The following is a 26,821-nucleotide window of genomic DNA, read 5'->3' as shown; positions in this document are numbered from 1 at the left end:
TCGGGCTGGCATTTCCTGGCCTACCAATATGCTCACAGTTAAACGTATTACCTCTCCTGATGCTCCGTGGTTTTCGCCCGTGGATGCGTTATATGAAAGCGCTTTTCCATGGCATGAGAAACGTGAACCCGAAGCTAAGGTGAGTGCGCTCAGTAGTCCAAACTACACTTTGCAAGCCTGGTTTGATGGTGAGCAGTTTATTGGCATGATTGCGTCATGGAGTTTTGGTGATTACACCTACATTGAGCATCTGGCGGTAAACGGGGAATTACGGGCACAAGGATATGGCAAAAGAATGTTGAGCCAGTTTCTGCAAATGCAGCCGCTGACCATTCTGGAGATCGATCCGTTAACGACTGATATTGCCCAGAAACGCCTGCGCTTTTATCAAAAGCTCGGCTTCCATGAGAATGGATTTAATCATTATCATCCGACTTACCACATTGATATATCAGATCATGAGCTGATTGTTTTGAGCTACCCGCATGCGATAAGCAGCGATCAATATCAGCGATTTAATACGGATTTATCCAGTGTGGTAATGGGGCGGGAATAATATGCCAGGCACTAATAAAAATGCCCGCAAATTTGCGGGCATTTTTTTAGGCCTGGGTTTCAGCCAGTTCGCGCAGATATGAGAAAATCTGGCGATAAGATTTTGGCGGCTTATTTGCGGCCTTTTCTTTTTGTGCGTTACGAATCAGTACACGTAATTGCTGGCGGTCAGCTTCTGGGTAAAGTCTTAACACTTCACTCATTGCATCATCGCCTTCCTCAACCAAACGATCGCGCAGTGCTTCCAGTTTATGGAACAGTGCGACTTGTTGGTTGTGACGGTTTTTCAGTTTATCGAGTGCTACGCGGATAGGGTCCATGTCGCGCGAACGCATCATTTTGCCAATTAACTGAACCTGACGGCGACGGCCTTCTTTTTTGATTTTCTGAGCCAAATCAATAGCGGCACGCAAATCTTCATCAAGAGGGATTTTGTCGAGCGCATTTTTGCCCAACTCCATCAGTTCCATACCCAGGCGTTTTAACTCCTCGGCATCACGTTTAATTTCGCTTTTACTGACCCAGATAATCTCATCATCTTCGTCTTCATTTTCGTTATCTGGTACGTCGTCGAGCCAGTCATCGGGCTGCTTAGTCATATTAGGCTCCTTAAAAAAAGTGGCTAATTCTACCAGTAAAGCCTGTTCACTGCGAAATTGTTCTGTTCTGGGTTAGACTTAATTCACTCACCTTACATTATGGCAGTAGCGATGAAAGTAAACACGCAAGTAGCACAACAACGTCAGGTTCTGGAACAAGCGGTATCTCAGGCGCTGGAACTGGCTTCCGCTCAGTCCGATGGAGCAGAAGTTGCCGTCAGTAAAACCACTGGTATCAGCGTAAGTACCCGATACGGTGAGGTGGAAAACGTCGAATTTAACAGCGATGGTGCGTTAGGCATCACCGTTTATCATCAAAACCGTAAAGGTAGCGCATCCACAACAGACCTTAGCCCGGACGCCGTTGCGCGCACCGTACAGGCGGCGCTGGATATCGCCCGTTACACCTCACCAGACCCGTTTGCGGGTGTGGCAGATAAAGAGTTACTGGCTTATGAAGCGCCAGACCTGGACCTTTTCCACCCAACGGAAATGGACGCTGACCGCGCGATTGAACTGGCTGCTCGCGCTGAAAATGCGTCATTGAACGTCGATAAGCGCATCAATAATACTGAAGGCGGCAGTTTTAACAGCCACTACGGCATTAAAGTATTCGGTAACAGCAACGGTATGCTGCAAAGCTACTGTTCAACGCGCCATTCGCTTTCCAGCTGTGTTATCGCAGAAGTTAACGGTGAGATGGAGCGTGATTACGCCTACACCATTGGCCGCGCGATGGAAGATCTCGACAGCCCTGAATCAGTGGGTATCGAATGTGCTCGCCGTACGCTTGCGCGCCTGTCTCCTCGCAAACTGTCTACCATGAAAGCGCCGGTTATTTTTGCCGCTGAAGCGGCGACTGGCCTGTTCGGTCACCTAGTTGGCGCGATTGCGGGTGGTTCGGTTTACCGTAAATCCACATTCCTGCTGGATTCTCTCGGCAAACAAATCCTGCCGGAATGGCTGACCATTGAAGAGCATCCACATTTGCTCAAAGGCCTGGCATCTACACCATTTGATAGCGAAGGGGTTCGCACAGAACGCCGCGACATTATCAAAGACGGTGTCCTGCAACAGTGGCTGTTGACCAACTATTCCGCGCGCAAACTGGGTCTGAAAAGCACCGGTCATGCGGGTGGTATCCACAACTGGCGTATCGAAGGGCGAGGTCTGGATTTCGCGGGTATGCTTAAAGAGATGGGCACCGGCCTGGTGGTGACCGAGCTGATGGGTCAGGGCGTAAGCGGCATTACTGGCGACTACTCTCGCGGCGCGTCCGGTTTCTGGGTCGAAAACGGTGAAATTCAATATCCAGTGAGCGAAATTACTATCGCTGGAAACTTGAAAGATATGTGGCGTGAAATGGTCACAATTGGTAGTGATATTGAGAAGCGCAGTAATATTCAATGTGGTTCAGTGTTACTGCCGGAGATGAAAATCGCCGGTCAGTAGTTAACCGTAACAGGCGCGTCCTGCCGCGCCTTTCTAATAAAAAAGGTGAGTCAATGCGTAAGCAATTAATTGCAATGTTGGCAGTATCGTCCGTGTTATTTACTGGCGCTGTAATGGCGAAAGATGTTGGCGATGATATGGATACCATCGCTGAAAACTACAAAACCGTGTTGAAGACCGATAACGCGGCAGAGTTAAAAACCTCGCTAAACAACATGCGAACCGCAGCGCTGGATGCGCAAAAGGGCACACCACCAAAACTCGAGAACAAAGCGGCAGATAGTGCCGAGATGAAGGATTATCGCCACGGTTTGGATTTACTGGTTGGACAGATTGACGGTGCGCTGAAACTTGCCAACGAAGGCAAAGTAAAAGAAGCGCAGGCAGCAGCAGAAGAATTTAAAACCACTCGCAATGCCTACCATAAAAAATACCGCTAAGCTCATACTGGCCCCTAACCCCTAAGGGGCCGGAACATATCTGTTTATCTTATAAGGACATCTGATTTATGAAACCGATTCAAACCTTCATTAAAGGTGCTGCTACTGTTTCCCTACTGGCATTCAGTATCATGTCCGCTAATGCAACCGTCCTGCCTGTAGCAGGTGATTTCCAGGCCGATCATTTTTCCGCGAAAGTTGTTTCTGTTGATCAAAAAAATCATGTTGTGGTGCTGGAAGGGGAAGCAGGGAATAAAGTCTCTCTCAACGTTCCAGAAGAAGCCGGCACGCTGGCGAATATCAAAGCGGGCGATACCGTTGATACTACCGTAACGCGTTCCGTTGCTATTGCTTTTGATACCAACGTTGATAAAGCCGCACCTACGGCTTCAACCACCAAAGGGATGGAAAAAGCGACCAGTGGTTCACCTGAGCACGAAGCCTTCCGCCAGGTTAACGTTCAGCTGAAAATTAAACACATCGATCTGAAAAAGAATGAAATCACATTTGTCGGACCAAAAGGTCAGGAAAAAACGGTAACCGTTGAAGACCCTAAAGTTCAGGCAAAATTGAAAGATCTGAAAGTGAACCAAAGCGTGCGCGTGACTTACACCGACTCAATCAAAATCACTGCCCACCCGGCTAAATCATAATAGCTGATGCTTTAAACTCCTCTTTCTGCATCGTGGGAAGAGGAGAGTTTTTTCAGTCAAAGGTGAAACGCCACCCGCTTTCCGTTAGGGAGAGTGATATCAATACTCAGTTCCCCACCCAGCGCTGTCACATAACGTTTAAGAGTTGATAACCGTGGGTCATTGCCGGTTTTCTCAATTTTTGCGAGCGTTGGTTGTGATACACCAATGGTTCGGGCCAATTCAGTCTGTGAAATATTGAGCTCTTCACGCAACTGGCTGAGTATTAATTCCTGGCGTAAAACTTCGATTTTTTTAGCAATACGCTGTTGGCTTTCAGGGCTTTGTTGTGACAGCAACTCTTTGTAAGTAGACATATTACCTCTCCAGTTTTGCCAAGTGATTACGATACTCTGATTCAGCCCGCAGAATCATACTGCGATAAAATTGCTGCCCGTTTTTCCCGGTTTTATCACCAGCACATAAAATGATGGCCTGGCGTTGTGGATCAAAAGCGAAAAAGGCACGTATCGGGTTTCCGGCATGCTGAATACGAAGTTCTTTCATGTTGGGAAATACGCTGCCTTTTAAGGTATCGACATACGGCCGACCCAAATGCGGACCAAACTCTTCAAGGACCCCCATCATCGCAAGGACATCTTCTCTGAGCATTTCGTTTTGCGCTAAAAACCATTGATCAAAAACTTCCGTTGTCAGAACGTTCCACATCACTTTATCCCATAGCCAGAAGGCTATTGTTCAATCATAGCCTTTTAGCTATGAACTTAAAAGAAAGCGAAATGAAAATTGCGCTTTTCTCGTGAAGAATCGAGCGCATTCTACAAACTAGCTGCCAGCATCCTATTTTCACAGCTTCACGATGCGGCCTTTCTCGTAAGTTGGATTTTTAGGTAAGTCGCTAGCCCATCAATTCAATGCTCGCCTTCCACCCCGATCACAAAACCAAAAGTCCATTATTACTCTAAGGCTAATGATTGTTCCCCGAGCTTAATTGATGGTCTAACCAGTGAGGCGCACAATTTAACCAAGCTAAAGCAAATCAGAATGATTGGCTGAATCAGGAGGTTAAAATGACGGCTTTCCAAAAGCCAGCACGCCAGTGGAACACACGCCGCACTGAGAAACTGCGTCGTATGGCTTCCACCAACGTGCAGGGCAAGGTGCTTCCAACCGAAGACCTTGTTGATATGCTGGAAAAACTGATCGCTCCCGGCGATCGCGTGGTGCTTGAAGGCAATAACCAAAAACAGGCGGATTTCCTTTCCCGCATGTTGGCTGAAGTTAGCCCATCCAAAGTTCACGACCTGCATATGATTATGCCGAGCGTCGGGCGTAGCGAACACCTTGATATTTTTGAAAAAGGTATCGCCCGCAAGCTCGATTTCTCCTTCTCTGGCACCCAGAGCCTGCGTATTTCGCAGCTGCTCGAAGATGGTCAGTTAGAGATTGGTGCCATTCATACCTACATCGAACTCTATTCCCGTTTGTATGTGGATCTCGCACCAAACGTGGCACTGATTGCCGGTTTTAAAGCTGACCGCAAAGGTAACTTGTATACCGGCGCCAGCACCGAGGACACGCCAGCACTGGTCGAAGCTGCTGCATTCCACGACGGTATTGTTATCGCTCAGGTTAACGAACTGGTTGATGACGAATGCGACCTGCCGCGCGTGGATATTCCCGGCTCGTGGATTGACTACGTGGTTGTGGCTGACAAACCGTTCTTTATCGAACCGCTGTTTACCCGCGACCCGCGTCTTATCAAGCAAGAACACATTCTGATGGCGATGATGGCGATTAAAGGCATCTATGCAGAACATCAGGTTCAATCGCTCAACCACGGTATCGGCTTTAACACTGCCGCCATTGAACTGCTGCTGCCAACCTACGGCGAACAGCTCGGTCTGAAAGGCAAAATCTGTAAACACTGGACGCTAAACCCGCACCCAACGCTTATCCCTGCTATCGAAAGCGGTTGGGTTGAAACTGTTCACTGCTTCGGTGGCGAACTGGGTATGGAAGAGTACGTGCGTGCTCGTCCGGACGTGTTCTTTACCGGTGCCGACGGTTCCATGCGCTCCAACCGTGCGTTCTGCCAGTTAGCAGGCCAGTACGCGGTCGATATGTTTATCGGTTCCACGTTACAGGTTGATGGCTACGCCAACTCCTCTACGGTGACTCGCGGTCGTCTTTCTGGTTTTGGCGGTGCGCCAAACATGGGCCATGACCCACATGGTCGTCGCCATGCAACGGCTGCCTGGCTTGCGATGCAGGCTCAACCAGACCTGATGCAGCGCGGCCGTAAGCTCGTAGTTCAGATGGTCGAAACCTTCCAGGCTGGTGTTAAGCCAACGTTCGTGGAAAAACTCGATGCGGTGGACGTGGCTAAATCCTCCGGTATGCCGCTGGCTCCGGTAATGATTTACGGCGACGACGTGACTCACGTGCTCACCGAAGAAGGCATCGCGTATCTGTATCGTGCTGAAAGCATGGAAGAACGCCGCGCGATGGTGGCATCCGTTGCGGGTATTACCGATATCGGTCTGGGCGTGGATGCGAAACGCGTTGCCGCACTGCGCCAAAGCGGCAAAGTGGTCTTCCCGGAAGATATGGGCATTCGTCGCACCGATGCGACCCGTTCACTGCTGGCAGCCAGCAGCGTGGCGGACTTAGTCGAATGGTCTGACGGTCTGTATAACCCACCTGCGAAATTCCGGAGCTGGTAATGAAACTACAGCCACAGATTGGGAGTGAAGGCAGCGCTGCATGGCTTGCAAGGGTTGCCACCCAAAGCTTGATCACAGAAGCACGCTTAAGCCCGAAACCTGGTCTTGTGGACAGTCGGGGAAGTGGTGCACATCACGACCTGACGTTGGAATTGATGGAGCGCTCTGCGCACAGCCTTTCCCCGACGTTTCATGCGCTGGCATTGCAAAGCTGGCAGCGCCCGGCAGATATCGCTCTGCGCCAACTCGTCGGCCGCTTAGGTCGTGAAGGTGAGGCGCAGATGATGATGGCTACAGGCGGAGTGAATACTCACCGGGGCGCTATCTGGGCGCTCGGTTTGTTGGTCTCTGCCGCCGCGATGCACGGCCTTGAAGGCAGCAGTGAAGAAATTGCGGCAAGTGCCGCAAAACTTGCCAGCCTGTCAGACAGTTCAGCACCAAAAGTTTTCAGTAAGGGGCTACTCGCAACACGGCGTTATCAGGTTCCCGGCGCTCGCGAAGAGGCGCAACTTGGCTTCCCGCACATCATGCAACTGGCTCTGCCGCAACTGCGTCGCAGTCGCCAGAACGGAGCAACGGAACCGCAGGCGCGGCTTGATGCACTGATGGCCATTATGACCTCGCTTAGCGATACCTGCGTGTTGTCTCGCGCCGGGCTTGAAGGGTTGGAAACCATGCAAAACGGCGCGCGTAGCGTACTGGTTGCTGGTGGTTCGGCAACATCTCAAGGCCGCGCGGCGCTCGCCTGGCTCGATAAAGAGATGCTGGCACTCAATGCCTCACCGGGTGGGGCCGCAGATTTGCTGGCCGCCACGCTGCTGATTGACCGCATCGCCTGCGATAACGCGACGATTACCCCATTACCGCAACATTCACACTTTTAAGAGGGTGTTATGGAACACATTACGTTGTCTTTTCCGGCAACTCGCACCGTTAGCGGCAAAGCGCTGGCGGGTGTAGTTGGCTCCGGTGATATGGAAGTTCTGTTTACCGCGACTCAGGGCGATACCCTGACCATCGCCATTACCACGTCTGTAGATAACAGCGAGCAACGCTGGCAGGCACTGTTTTCCCGTCTGGGCGAACTGACCAGCATTCCTGCGGGGCAGATGCAGATCCACGATTTTGGCGCGACGCCAGGCGTGGCACGCATTCGTATCGAACAAGTATTTGAAGGGGTGAGCCATGCGTAACGACAGCAGCTTTATCGAACTCAAAGCGCGTGAACGTGCGCGTTTGCTGCTTGATGACGGCAGCTTCCGCGAACTGCTTGACCCATTCGAAGGCATCGTTTCTCCGTGGTTGGAAGCGCAGGGCATCGTGGTGCAGTCCGACGACGGTATGGTTGTTGCCAAAGGCACCATCAACGGCGGTCCGGCAGTGGTGATCGCTATTGAAGGCGCTTTCCAGGGCGGTAGCATGGGCGAAGTGTCCGGCGCGAAAATGGCCGCAGCCCTTGAACTGGCAGCGGAAGATAATCGTAACGGCATCCCAACTCAGGCCGTTTTGTGTCTCGAAACCGGCGGCGTGCGCTTACAGGAAGCAAACCTTGGCCTGGCAGCAATCGCTGATATTCACGCAGCGATCGTAGATTTGCGCCGTTACACGCCAGTTATTGGCGTCGTCGCAGGAACAGTTGGTTGCTTTGGCGGGATGTCTATCGCAGCCGCACTTTGCAGCCACTTAATCGTGACTCGCGAAGCGCGTCTGGGTCTGAATGGCCCGCAGGTTATCGAACAGGAAGCGGGTATCGACGAATACGATTCACGTAACCGTCCGTTTATCTGGAGCATGACCGGTGGCGAAGTTCGCTTTGAGAGCGGCCTGGTCGAAACGCTGGTGGGCGATGGCGTTAACGCAGTTAAAGAAGCGGTTAACGCAGCTATCGCGCAAGGCGTTCCGGCGCAGCACCGCACCGATAACTACGCCTGGTATCTCGAACGCCTGAGCAATTTCGACACTACGAAACAGGCTGATTCCGAACAGATTAAACAGCTTTTTGGGGAGAAACGCGCATGAGCCAGAAACTGAATCGCGCCGCCATTTGGTTGGACAAACTCACTGCTAACGCACCACGTATGGCTGGCCTGTGCGCTTCCGTTCAGGTTGCCGATGGCAGCGTTGATGGCAAAGCCGCCCGTTTTATCGCGGTCGTGCCAGACGAAAATAACCATTATCCACGCGCTAAAGGCGGGGAAGTGGGTCTGCTCGAAGGCTGGACACTGGCGAAAGTGGTTAGCGAAACCATCGCCGAAGATGCTGAAAAATCAGAGAAACGCGCCATCGTGGCGGTGATCGACGTTCCGAGCCAGGCTTATGGCCGCCGCGAAGAAGCGTTCGGTATCCACCAGGCACTGGCCGGTGCGGCAGCGGCTTATGCCAATGCGCGTCTGGCGGGCCACCCGGTTGTGGGCCTGATTGTTGGCAAAGCGATGTCCGGTGCGTTTCTGGCACACGGCTACCAGGCAAACCGCCTGATTGCGTTCAACGATTCCGGCGTGATGATCCACGCGATGGGTAAAGAGTCCGCAGCGCGTATCACACTGCGTACCGTGGAAGCGCTGGAAAAGCTGGCCGCCACCATCCCGCCGATGGCTTATGACATCAGCAACTACGAAACCCTGGGTCTGTTATCTGCATTGCTTGAAATTGCTAATCCAGAAGCACCGCAAAGCGACGATATGGACAAAGTAAATGCGGCACTGGTCACGGCTGTTCGTGAAGCGCGAACCGATAACACCCTGAAAAACAGACTGAATGCGAAAAATCGCCACAGTTCGGCGCTGGTTCGCGAGCGTATGCGCGCGGCCTGGTAGTCGCGATAGAGTTTAAAAAGACAGACCTGCCAGACGGTAATAATGGGCACCGTTAGAGTGCCCAATAAAAAATAACCGCCTGAAAATAATAACCATCGCACCGGTGCTGGAATTCTTTTTTTAACTACAGGTGAAGTTATGACTTACGTAATTGTTCATGCTCTTGCGCCCATTTTTGTCATCATGCTGCTTGGCTTTTTCGCCGGTAAAGCGAAGATGGTCGATAATAAAAATGTTTCCCTGCTCAATATCTTTGTAATGGATTTCGCCCTGCCAGCCGCGCTGTTTAGCGCAACGGTTCAGACTCCGTGGGCAGGTATCGTCAAACAGTCACCGATGAGTGTCGTGTTGGTTCTGGCGATGTGGATTACCTACGCTGCGATTTATTTCCTGGCGACCAAAGTATTCAAAAAATCTCCGCAGGATGCGGCTGTACTGACATTGACCGTTGCGTTGCCAAACTATGCGGCGCTTGGCCTGCCAATTCTGGGCAGCGTTCTGGGCGAAGGTTCTGCAACCTCTCTTTCCGTTGCGGTTTCCATCGCCTGTGGTTCCGTGTTGATGACACCGTTCTGCCTGATGATTCTGGAGCGTGAAAAAGCGCGTGCAGCTGGCGAAGCAGTGGGTTCAACCCTCGCAATGCTGCCTGTTCTGATGTGGCGTTCGCTGAAAAAACCTATCGTTTGGGGCCCGCTGCTGGGTGTGATTTTGTCCGCGATTGGCATTCGTATGCCTGACCTGCTGCTGTCATCTATCAAACCATTGGGTATGTCTGCGACCGCTGCGGCGCTGTTCCTGACCGGTGTGATCCTTTCGGCTCGTAAGCTGAAAATCAACACCGTGGTTTGTGTCGCGACCGTGACCAAACTGCTGATTCAGCCGTTCATCGCATGGGGTATCGTGCTGGCGTTGGGTCTGACTGGGCCGGTTGCTATCACCGCGATCCTGATGATTGCGCTATCTGCGGGCTTCTTCGGCGTGGTGTTCGGCAACCGTTTCGGCGTGCAGTCTCCGGATGCAGAAGCTGTCTTGCTGCTTAGCTCCGTGCTCTCTATCCTGTCGTTACCGCTGTTTATTTCTCTGACTTCAGGAATGTAAATCATGAACACACCACGCCCACACGACCTGCTCTGGTTAACCGATAGCGACGCGCTTGAAGGTGTGAGTGAAGAGTGGGTGGCAAGCCATTGGCGGTTCGCGCTTCCAGTGGTGGTGCGGCGTGATGTGAATCGTGAAGGGCGCATTCCGGTCGGTGTTCGTGGAATGCGCCGCGACCAGCGGGCAGCCGGTTGGGTGAATGCCGCAAAGATTAAACGCGTCGTTTCCCCGGAATCACTGGCCTCCCGCGATCTCTTAGTGAAATCCCCGTTTGTTTCTATGCCGCCTGTTCAGGGGGCAATTCAACTCGCTTTGCGTGAATGGCCCTGGGTCTGGGGCATTACCGGCAGCGTCGGCTACGCGCTGGCGACCGAAGTTCCGGTACTTCATGCCGATAGCGATCTCGACTTAATCATCCGTTGCCCCGAACGGGCTACGCGTGAAGCGTTGCTGGAATGGCAGCAAGTTATCGGCCAGTTGTTGTGCCGCGCCGATACGCAAATCGAAACGCCGCAGGGCGCTTTTGCGCTGGCGGAATGGCTACGCGACGGGCGCGTATTGCTGAAAACAAGCAGTGGGCCGCAGCTGGTGAGCGACCCGTGGGCAATAAAGGGATAAGCATGAAAATTCTCTTCACTTTCCCCGGACAGGGAACGCAACGTGTAGGTATGTTGCAGAAGTTACCGCAAGATGGTGACATCATGGCGCGTGTTCGCACCGTGTTAGGCGATGAAGCCGATACACTCGATACCGAAGATGCCCTGAAACATACCCGCGCCGTTCAACTTTGCCTGCTGATTGCTGGCGTGGCTTGCGCCGAAGAACTCAAGCGCAACGGCGTGCAGCCGGATATGGTCTGTGGTTTATCTATCGGCGCATTTCCGGCGGCGGTGGTGGCAGGGGTGTTAAGTTTTGAAGACGCGCTGCGTTTAGTGGCGTTGCGTGGCGATTTAATGGAGCAGGCGTATCCGCAAGGTTATGGTTTAACTGCCATTACTGGCTTGCAACTCAACCAGGTTGAGCGGCTGGTGGAAGGTAGCGGAACATACATCGCCAATATTAACGCTGAGCAGCAAATCGTGATTGCCGGACGTAACGAAGAGATGGCTGCCGTGGCGCAAAAAGCGCTGGCATCTGGCGCGCAGAAAGCCAAACAGCTGGCGGTTAGCGTGCCATCGCACTGTGAATTACTGGCTGAACCTGCACTAAAACTGCAACAGGCGTTTGCCGATATAACGCTGAATCGCCCGCATTGCACGTATCTTAGCGGCAGCACTGCTCGCGTGGCCTGGCAGCCAGAACAGATTGCCGAAGATTTAGCACTGAACATGTCGCGCACCGTGCGCTGGCGTGATGCGATGATTGCCGCTAACGAACGCGATGTGCGTCTGGCGATTGAAATGCCGCCGGGCAGCGTACTGACTGGACTCACGCGGCAGGCATTCCGTGAAGGCGAAATGGTCTGCGCGGAAAACAACAGCGTTGGGGTACTTCAACGTCTCACCGAACGGGCTAAAGCAGCGCGTTAGGCGTATCAATAAACGAACGGGCGTACATGCGGCCTTCGGCCGCAAGTGCCAGCAAGTTTGGATCGTGTTCGCGATTGCGGGCAAAGACAATCGCAATGGATTGCTGCATTTGATAAGGCTCGGCGAGCTTCAGCAGTTGCACTGAGTTTTCATACACTTTCTTCATTCTCCCCGGCATTAATGCCAGTCCCACACCTGCCTGTACCAGACTGATCATCGAGAAAATATCGTTTACGCGCGTCACAATCTCAGGCTCAAAACCTGCAATGTGAAACGCTTCCTGGAACCCGTTATAGGTCGCAAACCCTTCGGCTAACGAAACAAACTTCTCACTATGATAATCACGAAGATCGGCAAGTTTGCTGGTATCGAGCGGGAACGTGCTGGAGGCGGCGAGGAAAATATCATCCTGAAATAACGGCAGCACTTCGAGGCGGTTACGGTCGATTTCGCTTTCCGAAATCGAAATCAGAATTGCATCCAGCACGCTATCTTCGAGCATGTTTAACAGCATCTGATTGGAACCCATGGTGAGATCCATCTCAAGTTCAGGGCGGCGCAATTTCATTCCCATGATCAGGCGCGGTACGGTTTCGAGAGTCAGCGAATAGAGCGTGCCGATGCGTAACCGACCTTGACCAACACCAGCCGCCTGGCGCGTTTCTGCAATACCACGCGCCATTAACGCTACGGCTTCTTTACTGTATTCCAGTAGGGTTAACGCCGCGGGTAGTGGTACCAGATTGCGGCCTTTATGGATGAACAGCGGGCAGCGCACGCCTTCTTCAAGCGTGTGAAGCGCACGATGGACGCTGACGCCGCTGATCCCCAGCGCCTCAGCAGTACGGGCAATATTTCCCTTTTCCATAAACACCATGAATATTTCGAGTTTTCGGAAGGTGATTTCTGCGTCTATTTTCATGGTTTATCTGGATCTGCTGCCCTGGTAAGTTCGCCATAAAGTACCTTAAAACCGTTTGAGCTTCACGGGATGAAATCTTTTCAGGTCCGTTAGTTGCGCCCTAACCGTAAAGAAAAGTCAGTTTTAAGCCCTTTTTTGAATATGGTTTTGAGATCTAAATTACAAAATGAATCAAAAGTTCTTTTTAAATGAAATATCGTTTCATTTTATGTGGGTTTGATGTGTAAATGATTCCGAAACGGAATAGTACCGAACTGAAATCATGGATAAGGGAGTCTGAAGGATGCAGCATTTCAAACATGTTTTGCCAAAAATTTCGCTGGTTGCTACCGCTGTTGCGGCGACAATTTTACTGAGCGGATGTGGAGATGACGCAGCGCCAACAGGCCCTGTAGTCTTGAAAACAGCGTTTAACCAGTCTGAAAACAACCCACAATACAAAGCATTAGTCTCTTTCAGCGATAAGTTGGAATCTGCGACTAATGGTCGCTACAAACTTGAAATTCACCCTAACGAACTGTTAGGTGACCAGCGTGCCTCACTGGAACTGGTTCAGTCTGGCGCGATTCAGATGGCAGTTGTCGCCAATCCACTGGTCGAAAACTTTAATAAAAACTTCTCTGTTCTGGCGATGCCGTATGTTTACGACAACCCGGAACATCAGCGCAAAGTGTTTACTTCTGGCGTGCTCGATAACCTGTTTGCCTCCACCAAAGGCACCGGTTTTGAAGTTATTACCGCGTATACAGCTGGCGCGCGCAGTGTTTACACCAAGGGTGCCGCAGTCACCAGCCCAGCCGATATGCAGGGCAAAAAAATTCGCGTAATGCAGTCCGATACCATGATCAAAATGCTGAGTTGCATGGGCGGTACGGGCGTACCGATGGGCCAGGGTGAAGTCTATTCAGCGATTCAGCAGGGCGTGTTGGATGGTGCTGAAAATAACGAAATCACTTATGCCGACCTGAAACAGTACGAAGTGGCGCCTTACTTCTCAGCAACCCGTCACGTAATGGTGGCTGATTTGCTCGTCGCAAATGAAAACTTCATCGCCAAAATGGATGAAAGCGATCGCGAACTATTCCGTAAGCTTGCCAAAGAGAGCACCCAGACTCAGTTCGAGCTGTGGGATAAAGCACTCGACGGTGCCCGTCAAACAGCGAAAGACAATGGCGCGACCTTCACTGAAGTGGATATCAAACCATTCCAGGAACGTTGCAAACCGCTGCAGTCTGCAATGTTGACTACCCCGGAACAAAAAGCGCTGTACGAAAAAATTCGTGAGTTGGCCGAGTAAGACGGCTTGAAGTCAGGGGGACGAGGATGTCCCCCGTGGAGATAAAAATGAAAGTTACCCAGTCCATTCCCTCCGCCACAGCATCCAAATCTGATTTTTATTCGCATGTCACACGAGTAAAACAGGCCATTGATAAAGCGGCGTCTTATCTATGTATTTTGATTGTTAGCTTAATGACTTTGCTGGTGACCTGGCAGGTGGCATCGCGCTATTTGTTTAATAGCCCGAGTGCTGTCAGTGAAGTGCTGGCGCGATATTTGTTTATCTGGCTGGTGTTGATTGGCGGGGCCTATGTTTTTGGCCTGCGTGAACATATGGCTATCACTTTTATGCGCGATAAAATGCCGCGTAGATTGCGTCTTTCATTGGAAATTATTGGTGAGTTAGCCACTTCAGTATTTGCATTACTGGTGCTGACTATCGGTGGTTATATTGGTATGAGCCGCCAGATGGCGCAGCTCGATTCCGCATTACAAATTCCTATCGGTATTATCTACATTGCGATTCCACTGAGTGGTGCAATGACGCTGTTCTATTGCCTGTATAACCAATATGGGTTGTTCAGAAAGTTTTCTTCGAAACAAGATTGATTAGGTGTCGATATGGATATTGCAATTATTGTTGCTCTGGTAATGTTTAGCGGTGTATTTATTCTGCTGCTAGCGGGAACGCCAATTAGTATTAGTATTGGGATCTCATCCTTCGCCGCGATGTGTCTTATTTTACCGTTCGATGGTGCGATATTAACCTCTGCCCAGCGTGTCTTTGTTGGCCTCGACTCCTTTGCCTTATTAGCTATTCCCTTCTTTATTCTGGCCGGGAATTTAATGAATAATGGCGGGATAGCCATTCGTTTAATTAACTGCGCAAAAATGGTTAGTAACTTCCTGCCAGGTCCTTTGGCGCAAACCAACGTCGTGGCCAATATGCTGTTCGGATCGATCAGTGGTTCTGGCGTAGCATCTGCGGCAGCGGTGGGTGGCATCATGTCGCCAATCCAGAAAAAAGAGCAGTACGACCCGGCGTTTAGTGCCGCGGTGAACATAGCTTCTGCCCCAACAGGTATGCTGATTCCGCCAAGCAACTCTTTGATTGTTTATGCAACGGTTGCGGGGAGCGTGTCTATTTCCGCGCTGTTTATGGCCGGTTATGTGCCGGGTATTCTGTGGGGATTGGGCGTAATGTTGGTCGCCGGTTTTATTGCTAAACGCCGTGGGTACGTCGCTGACCGTTCTGCTAATAAAGGCCAGACGCTGCGTATTCTGTTTGATGCTATTCCAAGCCTGATGATGATCGTTGTGGTTATCGGGGGCATTCTGGGTGGCGTGTTTACCGCAACAGAAGCCTCGGCAATTGCGGTGGTTTATTCACTGGTGCTCGGTGTTATTTACCGCAATATCAAAATGGATGATTTGCCGAAGATATTCCTCGCGACCGCGAAAATGACGGCGATTGTTATTTTCATGCTGGCGGCATCTTCGATTATGTCGTGGGTAATGGCATTTACCAAAATCCCTGCATTGATTGCCTCCGGTTTACTTTCTGCGACAGATAGCTTCATCGTTATTCTGCTGATTATGAACCTGGTATTACTGCTGGTGGGCACCTTTATGGACCCAACGCCTGCGGTATTAATCTTCACCCCAATTTTCCTGCCAATCTGCATGCAGTTTGGAATGGACCCAGTGCATTTCGGTATCATGATGGTGTTTAACTTATCGCTCGGCACGATAACACCACCGGTGGGGCCAATCTTATTTACCGGCTGTAAAGTCGGGGATATTAAGATTGAGCGTGTGATTAAACCGTTGCTGCCATTCTTTGCGGTGATTGCGATTGTTCTGATGATGGTGACCTATTTACCGGCTATCACCATGGCACTGCCACAGAGCATGGGTTTGGTGAAATAGATCAAAGTTGGCGGGGATTTTCCCCGCCAATCACTAATGCGCAGCTAATTCCTGGAAGAATGCAGGGTTAGCCTGGATAGTTGCCAGCACTTTTGCAGCCAGTCCGGTTGGGTTACGTCTTCCTGACTCCCAGCTTTTGATGGTATCAACGCTAGTACCCAGCGCCTTGGCCATCTCGCTTTGTGAAACATTCAATTGTTCCCTGATTGCCTTAACATCAGCGATCTCATAACGGGTGACACGTGCGGGAGACTGAACGCCATTTTTAATGTCGACCGCTTCTTCAAGGGACGCTTTCAGGTCGTCAAAAAAGCTCATATCACACCTCGTTTTTTAGGATTTTCGTCAATTTCTGGAGATCTGCTTTTTCCGCATCAGTCAGGTTTTCTTTAGTACTTTTCGGGTAAGCCATCACCAGATAGACGACCTCTTTGGTTGCGAGAAAATAAATAACTCTGGCGCTTCCGCTTTTACCCTGAGAACCCGTTGCCATCCTGATTTTTCGCAACCCACCAGTTTGTTGTATCAGTTCACCTTTAGCCGGAGATTCAATGAGCTGTTTTTTTAGATCTTTAAGCTCATCATCCGTTGTGATTTGCTTTATCTGTCGGGTGAACATCGAAGTCTCAATAAATTCTAGCGCATGGCTCAACGGGGGGACTTTCCTTGTCTGGGGATAGAGTATATCACGAGGGGTACTATGTACACCTGTGAGGAGCTAAGAAATGTATTCTACGAATTTCTGCCAACTCCCCTAACGCTATCGCACTACTTTGCGCAGAGCCTCGCAATAAGTAAGTTTATCGTTCAAAAATAGTTGGTTATGAAGATAATTGGCAGGAGGGAGGCGGTGAGAAAGCGCATTCGCTAAAATTGAAGATGCCCGATTAGCTTCGCGCGAGAGAGCATCCAGCGAAAAGCCTTTCTTATGCAGCGAAGCAATAATTTCGGCTTTATGCCAGTCGGAAGATATCTAAAAATGAATGGTTCAAATTACAGGGACACTTTGATTTCAAGTGCAGCAAGGATTGCGGCTTCCATTTTCTCTGGGGTGGTGAAAGGTGCAAAGCGCTTGAGCGGTTTGCCATCGCGTCCGATCAGGAACTTAGTGAAGTTCCACTTGATTCGCCCACCCAGCACACCGGGCAATTCATCCTTCAGGTAACGAAACACCGGGTGCGTTGCTGCACCGTTGACCTCTACTTTCTCGAACATCGGGAAGCTCACGCCGTAGTTGATGTGACAGGTCTGCGCGATTTCGTCGGCGTTGCCGGGTTCCTGCTTACCGAACTGGTTGCAGGGGAAACCAAGCACCACCAGACCCTGGGCGGCGTACTTCTTGTAGAGCGCTTCAAGGCCTGCGTATTGTGGCGTGAAGCCACAATGGCTGGCGGTATTAATCACCAGCACCAACTTGCCAGCATAGTCGGCCATAGAGATGGGCTGGCCACGCAGACTGGTGGCAGTAAGTTGATGAAAGGTGGTCATATCGGAATCCTCAGAACACAATCAGTTTGACGTTAGCATTGCCACGTTGCGTGTAGTAAATACGCGTTCTTCGTTTCATGGCTACGCCCCCCTTGTTTAAGGATAGCGTTGCATCGACCCGCTGAACTTACAGGACTTAAGCGACAGTCACCCTCTGATTATGCCCGTACTACCAAATCCATCAAAAGAACTATAAATCCTTCTCCCACTATTCCCTGGATAACGCTATTCACTAAAGCCAATGAATTAGGGGAAACACCGGGATTTGGTTCCCGGAGGGACGCCAAACCCGGTGGTCGCCCCGGGTATCTCAGTCTTAACCTAACTCCGGTCTTAAGCTAAGCCCAACCAACTCCCTATCCCACACTCATAAGTCTTTCCAATATTTCCCGCAAAACGCCCCTCATATCACAATTTTGCTCAAAAACTATCACTGTCACCAATAGATTCGACCTCTTTAAGCCGTGACTGTAATCACATTAAGCCAGCGAATTATCATGAATCGGCCGCTTTTTGTGGCGCATATCACTCTTGCCTCCGGGATTTCCACTTCCAAGTGGAAAACAACTCGCTACAAACCTTTAACCCTCGCCGATACCTTAGAGCCATATCAGTAAACGAGGTATGCAGTGTGAATAACGGAGCGGTAAAGGTTAATGACGCCGGAAGTACCGACGCCACACAACTTACGGAGCAAGTGTTGGCATTTATCAGGACGCTGCTGGAAGGCCGAAACATTACGCCAAACGCAGTTCAGGAACAGATGCTGACATCCCACGTTCGCGCCATGGCGCACCGGTCACTGACCGGCGAACCATTGCCAGAAGTTGAAGAAAGCCTGTTTGAGGAAATTTCTGATGACTCTCTGGAAATGGCAAAAGCAGTGGTGGAGCAATTTGGCAATTTACCGATTGAAGAAGCGTGGTTGTTGTCAGTGCATTTCGAAGTCGCGAAAGACAATCTTTGAATAATCAGGAGATTCAAATGGAACAAATTACCGTAGTGATCGGCGACCGCCTGGGTAAAGGCCAAAAAGTGGCAGCAGGGATTGAGAAAGCAGGCGGCCGTGCCGTGGTTATTCCTGGTGTTGCCGCTGATATGAAACTGGGCGACGTGATGAAAGCAGAAAACGCCACTTTTGGTATCTCTTTCTGCGGCAGTGGCGGTGCGGGCGCTATCACCGCGCAAACTAAACACGGCTACAAAGCCAAGTACGGCATGCGTTCAGTGGATGAAGGCGTGACGGCAATCAACGAAGGCAACAACGTGTTGGGCTTCGGTTTTATGGATAAAGAAGAGCTGGGCGAGCGTCTGGTGCAAGCTTGGGCCAAGAAGTACGGTCAGTGAGTATGAAAGAACACTTCTCCGAAACGGTGAGAGTGAAAGGTCGTGGCGACACGAAAGCCAAGGCCTTTGCTGATGCTCTGAACCATGTTCAGGGCTCGGTTATGAAGTCATCTCCCCACATTTTACTGCGTATTGAGCCACAGGATGTGCAGGTTGTTCAGGCGCGAGTGCAGGTCAAGAAAGAGGCTTTTTTGTTCTTCTTTCTGAAACGTGAAAAACAGATGTTCAGCGTGGAGCTGGATGTTTCAGTCAGTGTGACGGCCATCAATATGGACAAAGTAGACTTCATCCCCCAATAAAATCACACAGAAAGGACAGACAGATGTTCTTAATTATATTAATAAAATCGCTAATCATCGGCGGTCTGGTTGGCGTTGGAGTGGGCGCCGGGGCTGCACGTATGTTTCATGCGCCGACCACGCAAGGTATGGGTGCTTTTCGTACTCTGGGCGAGCTGAACTCCTGCGAAGGCGACCCGGCTTCACACTTCTCATTTGGTTTAGGTTTCTTCTTCAACGCCTGGGCATCGTCCGTTGCGGCGGGTGCTTTTACTCAGGACGTTGACCACCGAATCATCCCACACTGGGGTGCCGCCGCGTTGATGATGAAAAATCGTAATGTGGCAGAGACCCTGCACGACCCGCGCAAAATGGCTGTCGCGTGCGGCATCATCGGCATGATTGTAGTGGCCTTCCTTAACACCACCGCGTCTGCCGTTCCCGCTGCACTACAGGTTACCGCAGTCAAAGTGCTGGTCCCTGCGGCGAACTTGCTGGTGACCATCATCATGCCAGTGATTTTCTGGCTGGCAGCGATTGATGCCGGTAAAAAATCAGGCTTCTGGGCCACGATTTTCGGCGGTTGTGCGCAACTGATTATGGGCAACGCCGTACCTGGTCTGGTGCTTGGCATCCTGATTGGTAAAGGTGTGGAAGAGAGCGGCTGGAACCACGTCACTAAAGTGATGATGGTGGCGATTATCGCGCTGTTTGTGCTGAGTGGCTTCTTCCGTGGCTTCGATATGAAGATGATCGAATCCTTCCATCTGACCGTGCCGGACTGGCTCAGTCTGATCCATAACTCGATGAGCGGAAAATAAGGGAGCCTGTGATGGAAACGAATAAAGGTTTTTGGTATGCCGACTGGTCATTCCCGATTTTCGTTGGCCTGCTTTCTTCCGGCGTGTTCGCCGGGACACACATGTATTACCTCTACGGCATTGGCGCATTTAACGAAGTGGCGTTTGTTTCCATGCTGCGTGCCGGAATCGACACCGGCGTGTATGGCGCAGTCGCCGCATTTGGTGCCAGCTTCCTGTTTGCCCGCATCATTGAAGGTTCGCTGGTCGGGATTCTGGATATCGGCGGCGCGATTCAAACCGGCGTAGGTCTTGGCGTTCCGGCGCTGTTACTTGGCGCGGGCATTATCTTCCCGGTCGCGAACTTTGCGGCATCGCTGGTGACGGGGCTGGTGATTGGCCTGGCAATTGGTTATGTGATTATTCTGGCGCGTAAATTCACCGTCAACCAGAGCAACTCAACCTACGGGGCAGACGTCATGATGGGGGCGGGTAACGCATCCGGCCGCTTCCTTGGCCCGTTGATTATCCTGAGCGCAATGACCGCTTCTATTCCGATTGGTATCGGATCCTTGATTGGTTCTCTGCTGTTTTATCTGTGGAACAAGCCGATTACCGGTGGCGCGATTCTTGGCGCAATGCTGTTTGGGGCATTCTTCCCGATTGCTTTGTAGAACTTTTTGGCGGATGGCGCGTGCCATCCGCCAGCGAGGAAAAATCATGTACGACTTAATCCTGCGCAACGCGTGTCTGGTGGATGACACCGTTATCGACATCGCGCTGAAAGATGGAAAAATTGCCGCACTTGGCGAGGTCACCGGTGAGGCGCAAGAAGAGCGCCAGCTCAATGGCGAATATTATGTCAGCGCAGGCTGGATTGATTCCCACGTCCACTGCTACCAAAAATCCCCCATCTATCACGATGACCCGGACAGCATCGGCATTAATACAGGCGTGACGACCGTTGTTGATGCCGGGAGCACAGGCGCTGACGATATCGACGAGTTTTACGAGCTAACTCGCAAAGCGACGACGGATGTTTACGCGTTACTGAACATCTCTCGCGTCGGGCTGATTGCGCAGAACGAACTGTCGGATATGACGAATATCGACAAAATCGCCGCACGTGATGCGGTGAAACGCCATCCTGGTTTTATCGTTGGCATCAAAGCGCGCATGAGCAGCAGTGTAGTCGGCATGAACGGCATTAAACCGCTGGAGCGCGCGAAAGAAATCCAGCGCGAAAACGGTAACTTACCGCTGATGGTACACATCGGTAATAACCCGCCTGACCTTGATGAAATTGCCGATTTGCTGACAAGCGGTGACATCATTACCCACTGCTACAACGGCAAACCGAACCGCATTTTGACACCTGCCGGTGAATTGCGGGCATCAATTTCAAGCGCCATTCAGCGTGGCGTGCGCCTTGATGTGGGCCACGGTTCTGCCAGTTTCAGCTTCGAAGTGGCGAAAATTGCCATCAGCAAAGGGATTCTGCCACACACCATCAGCTCCGATATTTACTGCCGCAACCGCATTAACGGCCCGGTGCATAGCCTCGGCGTGGTGATATCCAAATTCCTCTCCATTGGCATGTCGCTGCCACAAGTGATTGATTGCGTTACCGCGCATGCCGCGCAAGGTTTACGCCTGACGAATAAAGGGCGCTTGTCCGTTGGCCTTGATGGCGACCTGACGATTTTTGCCCAACGCCGCCAGCCGACGGTATTTACCGATTCCGAAAATCAGACGCTCCAGGGCGAACAACTGCTGGTGGCACTTGCCGCCGTTCGCGCCGGGAAATGGTTTACGACCGAACAAGGGAAACAAGAACATGTCTTCGATTTATGAGAAATATAATTTAAAACAAGTCATTAATGCCTCTGGCCGCATGACGGCACTCGGTGTTTCTACCCCGCGCCCGGAAGTGGTTGAAGCCGTGACTAACGGTATGAATCATTACTTTGAGATGAAAGACCTGGTGAACAAAACCGGGGAGTACATCGCCAGGCTGCTGGATGTTGAAGCCGCAACAGTAGTGTCATGCGCATCTGCGGGTATCGCGCAATCTGTGGCGGCAGTACTTGTGAAGGACAACGCCTGGCTGATTGAAAACCTGCACGGCACGCCACTTGAGAACAACGAAATTGTGTTGCCGAAGGGCCACAACGTGAACTTCGGTGCGCCGGTGGGTACGATGGTTTATCTCGGTGGTGGCAAAGTGGTGGAAGCCGGTTATGCCAACGAATGTTCTGCCGAACAATTAGCTGCTGCCATCTCCCCACGCACTGCCGCAATTTTGTATATCAAATCGCATCACTCGGTTCAGAAAAGCATGCTTAGCGTAGAGCAGGCTGCTGTCGTGGCGCGCAAACATAACCTGCCGCTGATTGTTGATGCAGCAGCGGAAGAAGATTTGCAGTGCTACTACCGCGCAGGTGCTGACCTGGTGATTTACAGCGGCGCAAAAGCCATCGAAGGGCCCACCAGCGGCCTGGTAATTGGCAAAGCGCAGTATGTTGAGTGGGTGAAGCTGCAAACAGGCGGCATTGGCCGCGCCATGAAAGTCGGCAAAGAAGGTATTCTTGGCCTGACCTGCGCCATCGAACACTATTTAACGGCAGCCAAAGAAAGCGGCGCACAGATGGTCGAAAAAATGACGCCGTTTATCGAGAGCCTCAACACCCTTGATGGCGTGAGTGCTCGTGTAGTGTGGGATGCTGCAGGGCGTGATATTGCGCGTACCGAGATTAAGTTCGATGAAGCGGTTATCGGCATCAGCACCAGCGAACTGGTGAGCGCGTTGAAACAGGGCGAGTACGCGATTTTCTTCCGTGGCTACAAAGCCAACGAAGGGATTATCGAAGCCGATGTGCGTAGCGTCAGCTCGCAACAGTTAGAGATTATCTATCAATGCATTAGCGCATTGGTAAGCAAGGAGAAGCAGGCATGAAACTGACCCCGAATTTTTACCGTGACCGTGTATGCCTGAATGTGCTGGCGGGTTCGAAAGAGAACGCGAAAGAGATTTATGACGCTGCAGAAGGCCATGTTCTGGTCGGCGTGCTTTCTAAAAATTACCCTGATGTAGCAACTGCCGTAGCGGATATGCGTGAATATGCGGCATTGATCGAAAATGCGCTTTCTGTTGGCCTTGGCGCAGGTGACCCAAACCAGTCGGCAATGGTGAGTGAAATCTCCCGCCAGGTGCAACCGCAGCACGTAAACCAGGTGTTTACCGGCGTGGGTGCAAGTCGTGCGTTGCTTGGGCAAAATGAAAGCGTGGTCAATGGCCTGGTTTCTCCAACGGGAATGGTCGGGATGGTAAAAATTTCAACCGGCCCACTGAGTTCAGCTTCTTCTGACGGTATTGTGCCGGTAGATACCGCTATCGCGTTGCTCAAAGATATGGGCGGCAGCTCAATCAAATATTTCCCGATGGGTGGCCTGAAATACCGTGATGAGTTCCATGCGGTGGCACTGGCTTGTGCAAAACACGATTTCTGGCTGGAACCGACTGGCGGGATCGATCTTGAGAACTACGAAGAAATCCTGAAGATCGCACTGGATACGGGAGTGAGTAAGATCATTCCGCATATTTACAGCTCAATTATTGATAAAGCGAGCGGTAATACACGTCCGGAAGATGTGCGTACTTTGCTGGATATGACGAAGAAGCTGGTCGGCTAAAACCTGATAACCATGAGGAGCATCAATGCCCGCAACACAAACGCAATTCGCCTGGGTCGGTACCTACAACCCAAATGGTGAAGGGATTTACCGTTTTCATGTCGATGCCGAAACCGGTGCGCTGACCCGCAAAACGCTGGTCAGTAAACTGCCGAATGCCGCGCAGCTCACCGCCTCGAAAGAGGGTAAAACGCTGTATGTGGCAAGCGAAACTGAAAACGGCGTGATTGCAGCGTTGCGTGTTGGGGATGATGGCAATCTTACTGAACTGAATCAGGTTTCATCGGGTGGTGCTGGGGCGGTCTATCTCACGCTTACGCCGGACGAGCGGCATTTGCTGGTGGCGAATTACGGCAGCGGTTCCGTTGCCGTATTGCCAGTCAAGGGCGATGGCAGCCTGGGCCAGGCCACGGATATGCAACAGGATGTAGGGCCCGCGGGCGCCAAAAAACCAGAAGCCGCCGTGGAAGGCAGTTTTGCGGCCAGCGGCCACAGTGGCCCGCATGCACATATGATCGCCGCCGATCCCAGTGGTAAATTCATCTTTACCACCGATCTTGGACTCGATCGGATCTATCAATATCGTTTCGATAAAACCCACGGCAAACTCACGCCAAACGATCCTCCCTATATTGACGCCTCATCGCAAGGTGCAGGGCCACGTCATTTTGTATTCACGCCAAAGGGTGATGGCTTATGGTTGATCAACGAAGAATCTTCTACGCTTACCCACTACCAACTTGATGTAGCCAAAGGAACACTAACCGAGGGCGAGAGCATTTCCTCGCTACCTAAGGGGTTCAAGGGCACCAGCTTTGCGTCAGGTCTGGTGTTGAGCAACGACGGGAAACAGCTATATGTGGCGAACCGTTTGCATAACAGTATTGGGCATTTTAGCTTGAACCCGAATGGCAGGTTGGAACTTGTGGAGCACGTCTGGACGCGGGGTGATTACCCGCGCACGCTAACGCTCGGCCATAATGAAAAGTATCTGTACGTGATGAATCAGCGCAGCGATAACATCGCGCGTTTTAGCGTGGCGCAGCCGACTGGAAAACTGAATTTTGTTGAGGATTACATTGCGGTTGGCAGCCCGTCACAGATGGTTTTGACAGGTGCTGCGCCCGATTAACGAAAGGAAACGGCAGTGAGATTCCCAAACCAACGTCTGGCCCAACTGTTTGAAATGCTGCAAAACGAGACGCTGCTCCAGGATGAACTGGCGCGGCGATTATCCGTTTCTACTCGCACCGTGCGCGCGGATATTACCGCTTTAAATGCGCTGATGGTCGGGCATGGCGCGCAGTTTGTCCTGAATCGCGGAGCGGGTTATCAGCTCAATATTGCAGACCCGGCGCTGTATGAAGAACTCCAGCAGCAGCCTTCACGCCAGCTGCGTATTCCCCGTAATTCCCCGGAGCGCGTACATTATTTAGTGGTGCGTTTTCTGACGTCTGCCTTCTCATTGAAACTCGAAGATCTGGCCGAAGAGTGGTTTGTTAGCCGTGCGACATTGCAAAGCGATATGGCTGAAGTTCGTGATTGGCTGGCCCGCTACAACTTGACGATTGAAACCCGCCCGCGCCACGGCATGAAGCTGTTTGGCAGTGAAATGTCGGTACGTGCCTGTCTGACCGATCTGCTTTGGAAACTCACGCAGGAAGATTGCGAAAATCCACTGCTGACTGAAGAAGTGCTCAATGCAGGCGTACCAGAACAACTGGCGGCAGAACTGCACAATTGTTTTACGCGCTGCCGTATCCGCCTGACTGACGAAGGTGAACAGTTTATCCGTTTATACTGCGCCGTTGCGGTTCGCCGTATCAGTGAGGGTTACCCGCTGCCGGAATTTAGCGCCGATAATGTAGACGAAGCGGTGCGCGAAGCTGCAAAACAAATCACCGTACTGCTACAGGAGCTTGCCGGTAAAGCGCTTTCCGAAGCGGAAGAACAATGGCTGCAAGTTCATATTGCCTCGCGCCAGGTGCAAGAGGTAGCGGCGAGCGCTATCAGTGCTGACGACGATGAAGCGCTGGTGAATTACATTCTGAGCTTTATCAACAACAACTATAACTACAACCTACTGACCGATAAGCAGCTACATGCTGATTTGCTCACGCATATCAAAACTATGATTACCCGTGTGCGCTATCAGATAAATATTCCTAATCCCCTGTTAGGCAATATTAAACAACACTATCCGATGGCTTATGACATGACGCTTGCGGCGGTGTCGAGCTGGGGGAAATACACGCCATATGTCATCAGCGAAAACGAAATTGGTTTCCTGGTGCTGCATATTGGGGTGGGACTTGAGCGGCACTACAACATTGGTTATCAGCGCCATCCCCGCGTGCTGCTGGTTTGCGATACCGGGAACTCCACGGTACGGATGATTCAGGCAATGCTGCTGCGTAAATACCCTCAAATTGAGGTCACGCGGATCATTTCCCTGCGCGATTATGAACAGCTCGACGACGTGGAAGAGGATTTTGTTATTTCCACGGCGCGCATTAGCGATAAACAAAAGCCCACTGTGGTGGTGGCCCCTTTCCCGACAGAGTACCAACTTGAACAGTTGGGAAAACTGGTGCTTGTGGACCGCACACGCCCATACATGCTGGAAAAATTCTTTGATGCCAGCCATTTCCGGGTCGTTGATGAGCCGATGACTCAGCAGGAGTTGTTCAGCACGCTATGCCAGCAGCTTGAGGGCGAAGGCTATGTTGCTGCTGATTTTTATCCGTCGGTGGTCGAGCGCGAGGCTATTGTCAGCACCGTGTTGGGTGAGGGGATTGCACTGCCTCACTCATTGGGGCTGATGGCGAACAAAACTGTGGTGTACACCGTGCTTGCGCCACAAGGTATTCGCTGGGGAGATGAGACGGCACATGTCATTTTCTTGCTTGCTATCAGTAAAAGCGAGTACGAAGAAGCGATGGCGATTTACGATCTGTTTGTCACGTTTCTGCGTGAAAGGGCGATGCCGCGTTTGCGCGATAGTAAGAATTTTGAGGAGTTTAAAGCGGTGGCAATGGATTGTTTGAGTCGGTTTTAGGGGGAGTAGCCTCTCCCACAGGGCTGTCTCTTAGTCACAACTCACCCGGGCATTTTGTCAGGGTGAGATCTTTGAGCCTCGTTGATTTTCCGTTCACCCGAGCGTTCAGTTATCTCTTTCATTCCTGCAAACGGTGAACGTGCCAGTGGGATAACGACAT

33 protein-coding genes are annotated in these 26,821 nt (G+C 51.4%); 25 read left to right on the top strand and 8 right to left on the bottom strand.

Annotated features, from left to right (window positions below; translation table 11 throughout):
* Positions 1-28: 28 nt before the first annotated feature.
* On the top strand, positions 29-556 hold the full coding sequence (locus LVQ79_RS15760; protein ID WP_232865662.1) for a GNAT family N-acetyltransferase: 528 nt from the start codon (positions 29-31) through the stop codon (positions 554-556).
* 46 nt (positions 557-602) lie between these two features.
* Here LVQ79_RS15760 and yjgA read toward each other — a convergent pair whose 3' ends face one another.
* Positions 603-1,154, bottom strand: coding sequence for a ribosome biogenesis factor YjgA (gene yjgA, locus LVQ79_RS15755; RefSeq protein WP_064515802.1), 552 nt, complete (start codon positions 1,152-1,154; stop codon positions 603-605).
* A gap of 99 nt (positions 1,155-1,253) precedes the next feature.
* Between yjgA and pmbA the strand changes: the two genes are divergently transcribed.
* The 3 genes from pmbA (at position 1,254) to LVQ79_RS15740 (ending at position 3,699) form a co-directional block, all read left to right on the top strand.
* Positions 1,254-2,606 carry a metalloprotease PmbA gene (pmbA, locus tag LVQ79_RS15750; RefSeq protein ID WP_151994033.1) on the top strand — a complete coding sequence of 451 codons (1,353 nt, stop codon included), beginning with the start codon at positions 1,254-1,256 and terminating at the stop codon, positions 2,604-2,606.
* 53 nt (positions 2,607-2,659) lie between these two features.
* On the top strand, positions 2,660-3,046 hold the full coding sequence (cybC, locus tag LVQ79_RS15745; RefSeq protein ID WP_034461367.1) for a cytochrome b562: 387 nt from the start codon (positions 2,660-2,662) through the stop codon (positions 3,044-3,046).
* Between the two features lie 68 nt (positions 3,047-3,114).
* A complete protein-coding gene (locus tag LVQ79_RS15740; protein ID WP_232865661.1) occupies positions 3,115-3,699 on the top strand; it encodes a hypothetical protein in 585 nt (194 codons plus the stop codon).
* Between the two features lie 56 nt (positions 3,700-3,755).
* Here LVQ79_RS15740 and LVQ79_RS15735 read toward each other — a convergent pair whose 3' ends face one another.
* Both LVQ79_RS15735 and LVQ79_RS15730 read right to left on the bottom strand, forming a co-directional pair.
* Positions 3,756-4,055: a helix-turn-helix domain-containing protein gene (locus tag LVQ79_RS15735; RefSeq protein WP_151994030.1), complete on the bottom strand. Its 300-nt coding sequence runs from the start codon at positions 4,053-4,055 to the stop codon at positions 3,756-3,758.
* 1 nt (position 4,056) lies between these two features.
* Positions 4,057-4,407, bottom strand: a complete 351-nt coding sequence (locus tag LVQ79_RS15730; RefSeq protein WP_232865660.1) for a type II toxin-antitoxin system RelE/ParE family toxin — start codon at positions 4,405-4,407, stop codon at positions 4,057-4,059.
* A 362-nt stretch (positions 4,408-4,769) separates the two neighbouring features.
* Between LVQ79_RS15730 and mdcA the strand changes: the two genes are divergently transcribed.
* From mdcA to mdcH, 8 genes are all read left to right on the top strand, one after another.
* Positions 4,770-6,425, top strand: coding sequence for a malonate decarboxylase subunit alpha (mdcA, locus tag LVQ79_RS15725; protein ID WP_232865659.1), 1,656 nt, complete (start codon positions 4,770-4,772; stop codon positions 6,423-6,425).
* The gene (locus LVQ79_RS15720) at positions 6,425-7,309 is read left to right on the top strand and encodes a triphosphoribosyl-dephospho-CoA synthase (RefSeq protein WP_232865658.1); all 885 of its coding nucleotides are present in this window, start codon (positions 6,425-6,427) and stop codon (positions 7,307-7,309) included. The genes mdcA and LVQ79_RS15720 overlap by 1 nt, the downstream gene beginning before the upstream one ends.
* A 9-nt stretch (positions 7,310-7,318) precedes the next feature.
* On the top strand, positions 7,319-7,618 hold the full coding sequence (gene mdcC / locus LVQ79_RS15715; RefSeq protein WP_232865657.1) for a malonate decarboxylase acyl carrier protein: 300 nt from the start codon (positions 7,319-7,321) through the stop codon (positions 7,616-7,618).
* On the top strand, positions 7,611-8,444 hold the full coding sequence (locus LVQ79_RS15710; RefSeq protein ID WP_232865656.1) for a biotin-independent malonate decarboxylase subunit beta: 834 nt from the start codon (positions 7,611-7,613) through the stop codon (positions 8,442-8,444). Before mdcC ends, LVQ79_RS15710 begins: the two co-directional genes overlap by 8 nt.
* Complete coding sequence (gene mdcE / locus LVQ79_RS15705; RefSeq protein ID WP_120065607.1) at positions 8,441-9,241, top strand: biotin-independent malonate decarboxylase subunit gamma; 801 nt, start codon at positions 8,441-8,443, stop codon at positions 9,239-9,241. Before LVQ79_RS15710 ends, mdcE begins: the two co-directional genes overlap by 4 nt.
* 138 nt (positions 9,242-9,379) lie before the next feature.
* The gene (locus LVQ79_RS15700) at positions 9,380-10,339 is read left to right on the top strand and encodes an AEC family transporter (protein ID WP_154152092.1); all 960 of its coding nucleotides are present in this window, start codon (positions 9,380-9,382) and stop codon (positions 10,337-10,339) included.
* On the top strand, positions 10,340-10,957 hold the full coding sequence (locus tag LVQ79_RS15695; protein WP_232865704.1) for a malonate decarboxylase holo-ACP synthase: 618 nt from the start codon (positions 10,340-10,342) through the stop codon (positions 10,955-10,957). It begins immediately after the preceding gene.
* Positions 10,958-10,959: 2 nt separating this feature from the next.
* The gene (mdcH, locus tag LVQ79_RS15690) at positions 10,960-11,868 is read left to right on the top strand and encodes a malonate decarboxylase subunit epsilon (RefSeq protein ID WP_232865655.1); all 909 of its coding nucleotides are present in this window, start codon (positions 10,960-10,962) and stop codon (positions 11,866-11,868) included.
* On the opposite strand, the gene LVQ79_RS15685 is transcribed toward mdcH, so the two are convergent.
* Positions 11,852-12,790 carry a LysR family transcriptional regulator gene (locus tag LVQ79_RS15685; RefSeq protein ID WP_232865654.1) on the bottom strand — a complete coding sequence of 313 codons (939 nt, stop codon included), beginning with the start codon at positions 12,788-12,790 and terminating at the stop codon, positions 11,852-11,854. The genes mdcH and LVQ79_RS15685 overlap by 17 nt on opposite strands.
* A gap of 283 nt (positions 12,791-13,073) precedes the next feature.
* Here LVQ79_RS15685 and LVQ79_RS15680 point away from each other — a divergent pair, with 283 nt between their 5' ends.
* The 3 genes from LVQ79_RS15680 to LVQ79_RS15670 are packed head-to-tail and all read left to right on the top strand — an operon-like array spanning position 13,074 to position 15,997.
* Complete coding sequence (locus LVQ79_RS15680) at positions 13,074-14,087, top strand: TRAP transporter substrate-binding protein (protein WP_232865653.1); 1,014 nt, start codon at positions 13,074-13,076, stop codon at positions 14,085-14,087.
* Positions 14,088-14,134: 47 nt separating this feature from the next.
* A complete protein-coding gene (locus LVQ79_RS15675; RefSeq protein ID WP_232865652.1) occupies positions 14,135-14,677 on the top strand; it encodes a TRAP transporter small permease in 543 nt (180 codons plus the stop codon).
* Positions 14,678-14,689: 12 nt separating this feature from the next.
* Complete coding sequence (locus LVQ79_RS15670) at positions 14,690-15,997, top strand: TRAP transporter large permease (RefSeq protein WP_232865651.1); 1,308 nt, start codon at positions 14,690-14,692, stop codon at positions 15,995-15,997.
* A 33-nt stretch (positions 15,998-16,030) separates the two neighbouring features.
* On the opposite strand, the gene nadS is transcribed toward LVQ79_RS15670, so the two are convergent.
* From nadS to LVQ79_RS15650, 4 genes are all read right to left on the bottom strand, one after another.
* On the bottom strand, positions 16,031-16,315 hold the full coding sequence (gene nadS, locus LVQ79_RS15665; RefSeq protein ID WP_134186308.1) for a NadS family protein: 285 nt from the start codon (positions 16,313-16,315) through the stop codon (positions 16,031-16,033).
* Position 16,316: 1 nt separating this feature from the next.
* Complete coding sequence (locus LVQ79_RS15660) at positions 16,317-16,649, bottom strand: type II toxin-antitoxin system RelE/ParE family toxin (protein ID WP_232865650.1); 333 nt, start codon at positions 16,647-16,649, stop codon at positions 16,317-16,319.
* Positions 16,650-16,757: 108 nt separating this feature from the next.
* Complete coding sequence (locus LVQ79_RS22595) at positions 16,758-16,970, bottom strand: helix-turn-helix domain-containing protein (RefSeq protein ID WP_370639862.1); 213 nt, start codon at positions 16,968-16,970, stop codon at positions 16,758-16,760.
* 20 nt (positions 16,971-16,990) lie between these two features.
* The gene (locus LVQ79_RS15650) at positions 16,991-17,485 is read right to left on the bottom strand and encodes a glutathione peroxidase (RefSeq protein ID WP_232865649.1); all 495 of its coding nucleotides are present in this window, start codon (positions 17,483-17,485) and stop codon (positions 16,991-16,993) included.
* 631 nt (positions 17,486-18,116) lie between these two features.
* Between LVQ79_RS15650 and LVQ79_RS15645 the strand changes: the two genes are divergently transcribed.
* From LVQ79_RS15645 to LVQ79_RS15600, 10 genes are read left to right on the top strand one after another with little or no spacing between them, the layout of a single operon-like run.
* The gene (locus LVQ79_RS15645; RefSeq protein ID WP_232865648.1) at positions 18,117-18,452 is read left to right on the top strand and encodes a glycine dehydrogenase; all 336 of its coding nucleotides are present in this window, start codon (positions 18,117-18,119) and stop codon (positions 18,450-18,452) included.
* A 17-nt stretch (positions 18,453-18,469) separates the two neighbouring features.
* Positions 18,470-18,832, top strand: coding sequence for an SFCGS family glycine-rich protein (locus LVQ79_RS15640; protein ID WP_034492950.1), 363 nt, complete (start codon positions 18,470-18,472; stop codon positions 18,830-18,832).
* 2 nt (positions 18,833-18,834) lie between these two features.
* On the top strand, positions 18,835-19,131 hold the full coding sequence (locus tag LVQ79_RS15635; protein WP_151994016.1) for a DUF4312 family protein: 297 nt from the start codon (positions 18,835-18,837) through the stop codon (positions 19,129-19,131).
* Between the two features lie 23 nt (positions 19,132-19,154).
* Positions 19,155-19,931 carry a DUF4311 domain-containing protein gene (locus tag LVQ79_RS15630; RefSeq protein ID WP_064515860.1) on the top strand — a complete coding sequence of 259 codons (777 nt, stop codon included), beginning with the start codon at positions 19,155-19,157 and terminating at the stop codon, positions 19,929-19,931.
* Between the two features lie 11 nt (positions 19,932-19,942).
* The gene (locus tag LVQ79_RS15625; RefSeq protein ID WP_064515863.1) at positions 19,943-20,584 is read left to right on the top strand and encodes a DUF4310 family protein; all 642 of its coding nucleotides are present in this window, start codon (positions 19,943-19,945) and stop codon (positions 20,582-20,584) included.
* 46 nt (positions 20,585-20,630) lie between these two features.
* On the top strand, positions 20,631-21,764 hold the full coding sequence (locus LVQ79_RS15620) for an amidohydrolase/deacetylase family metallohydrolase (protein ID WP_232865647.1): 1,134 nt from the start codon (positions 20,631-20,633) through the stop codon (positions 21,762-21,764).
* Positions 21,748-22,866: a DgaE family pyridoxal phosphate-dependent ammonia lyase gene (locus LVQ79_RS15615; RefSeq protein WP_232865646.1), complete on the top strand. Its 1,119-nt coding sequence runs from the start codon at positions 21,748-21,750 to the stop codon at positions 22,864-22,866. The genes LVQ79_RS15620 and LVQ79_RS15615 overlap by 17 nt, the downstream gene beginning before the upstream one ends.
* Complete coding sequence (gene dagF / locus LVQ79_RS15610; RefSeq protein WP_232865645.1) at positions 22,863-23,603, top strand: 2-dehydro-3-deoxy-phosphogluconate aldolase; 741 nt, start codon at positions 22,863-22,865, stop codon at positions 23,601-23,603. Before LVQ79_RS15615 ends, dagF begins: the two co-directional genes overlap by 4 nt.
* A 25-nt stretch (positions 23,604-23,628) precedes the next feature.
* Positions 23,629-24,735 (top strand): lactonase family protein, encoded by a 1,107-nt coding sequence (locus tag LVQ79_RS15605; protein WP_232865644.1) that lies wholly within the window; start codon positions 23,629-23,631, stop codon positions 24,733-24,735.
* A gap of 15 nt (positions 24,736-24,750) precedes the next feature.
* Complete coding sequence (locus LVQ79_RS15600; protein ID WP_232865643.1) at positions 24,751-26,661, top strand: BglG family transcription antiterminator; 1,911 nt, start codon at positions 24,751-24,753, stop codon at positions 26,659-26,661.
* Positions 26,662-26,821 lie beyond the last annotated feature (160 nt).

Origin of the sequence: Buttiauxella cochleicola, assembly GCF_021282405.1 — a bacterium.
GTDB lineage: Bacteria > Pseudomonadota > Gammaproteobacteria > Enterobacterales > Enterobacteriaceae > Buttiauxella > Buttiauxella massiliensis.
The sequence above is the reverse complement of the archived record's forward strand: the minus strand, read 5'-3'. Positions and strand labels throughout refer to the sequence as shown.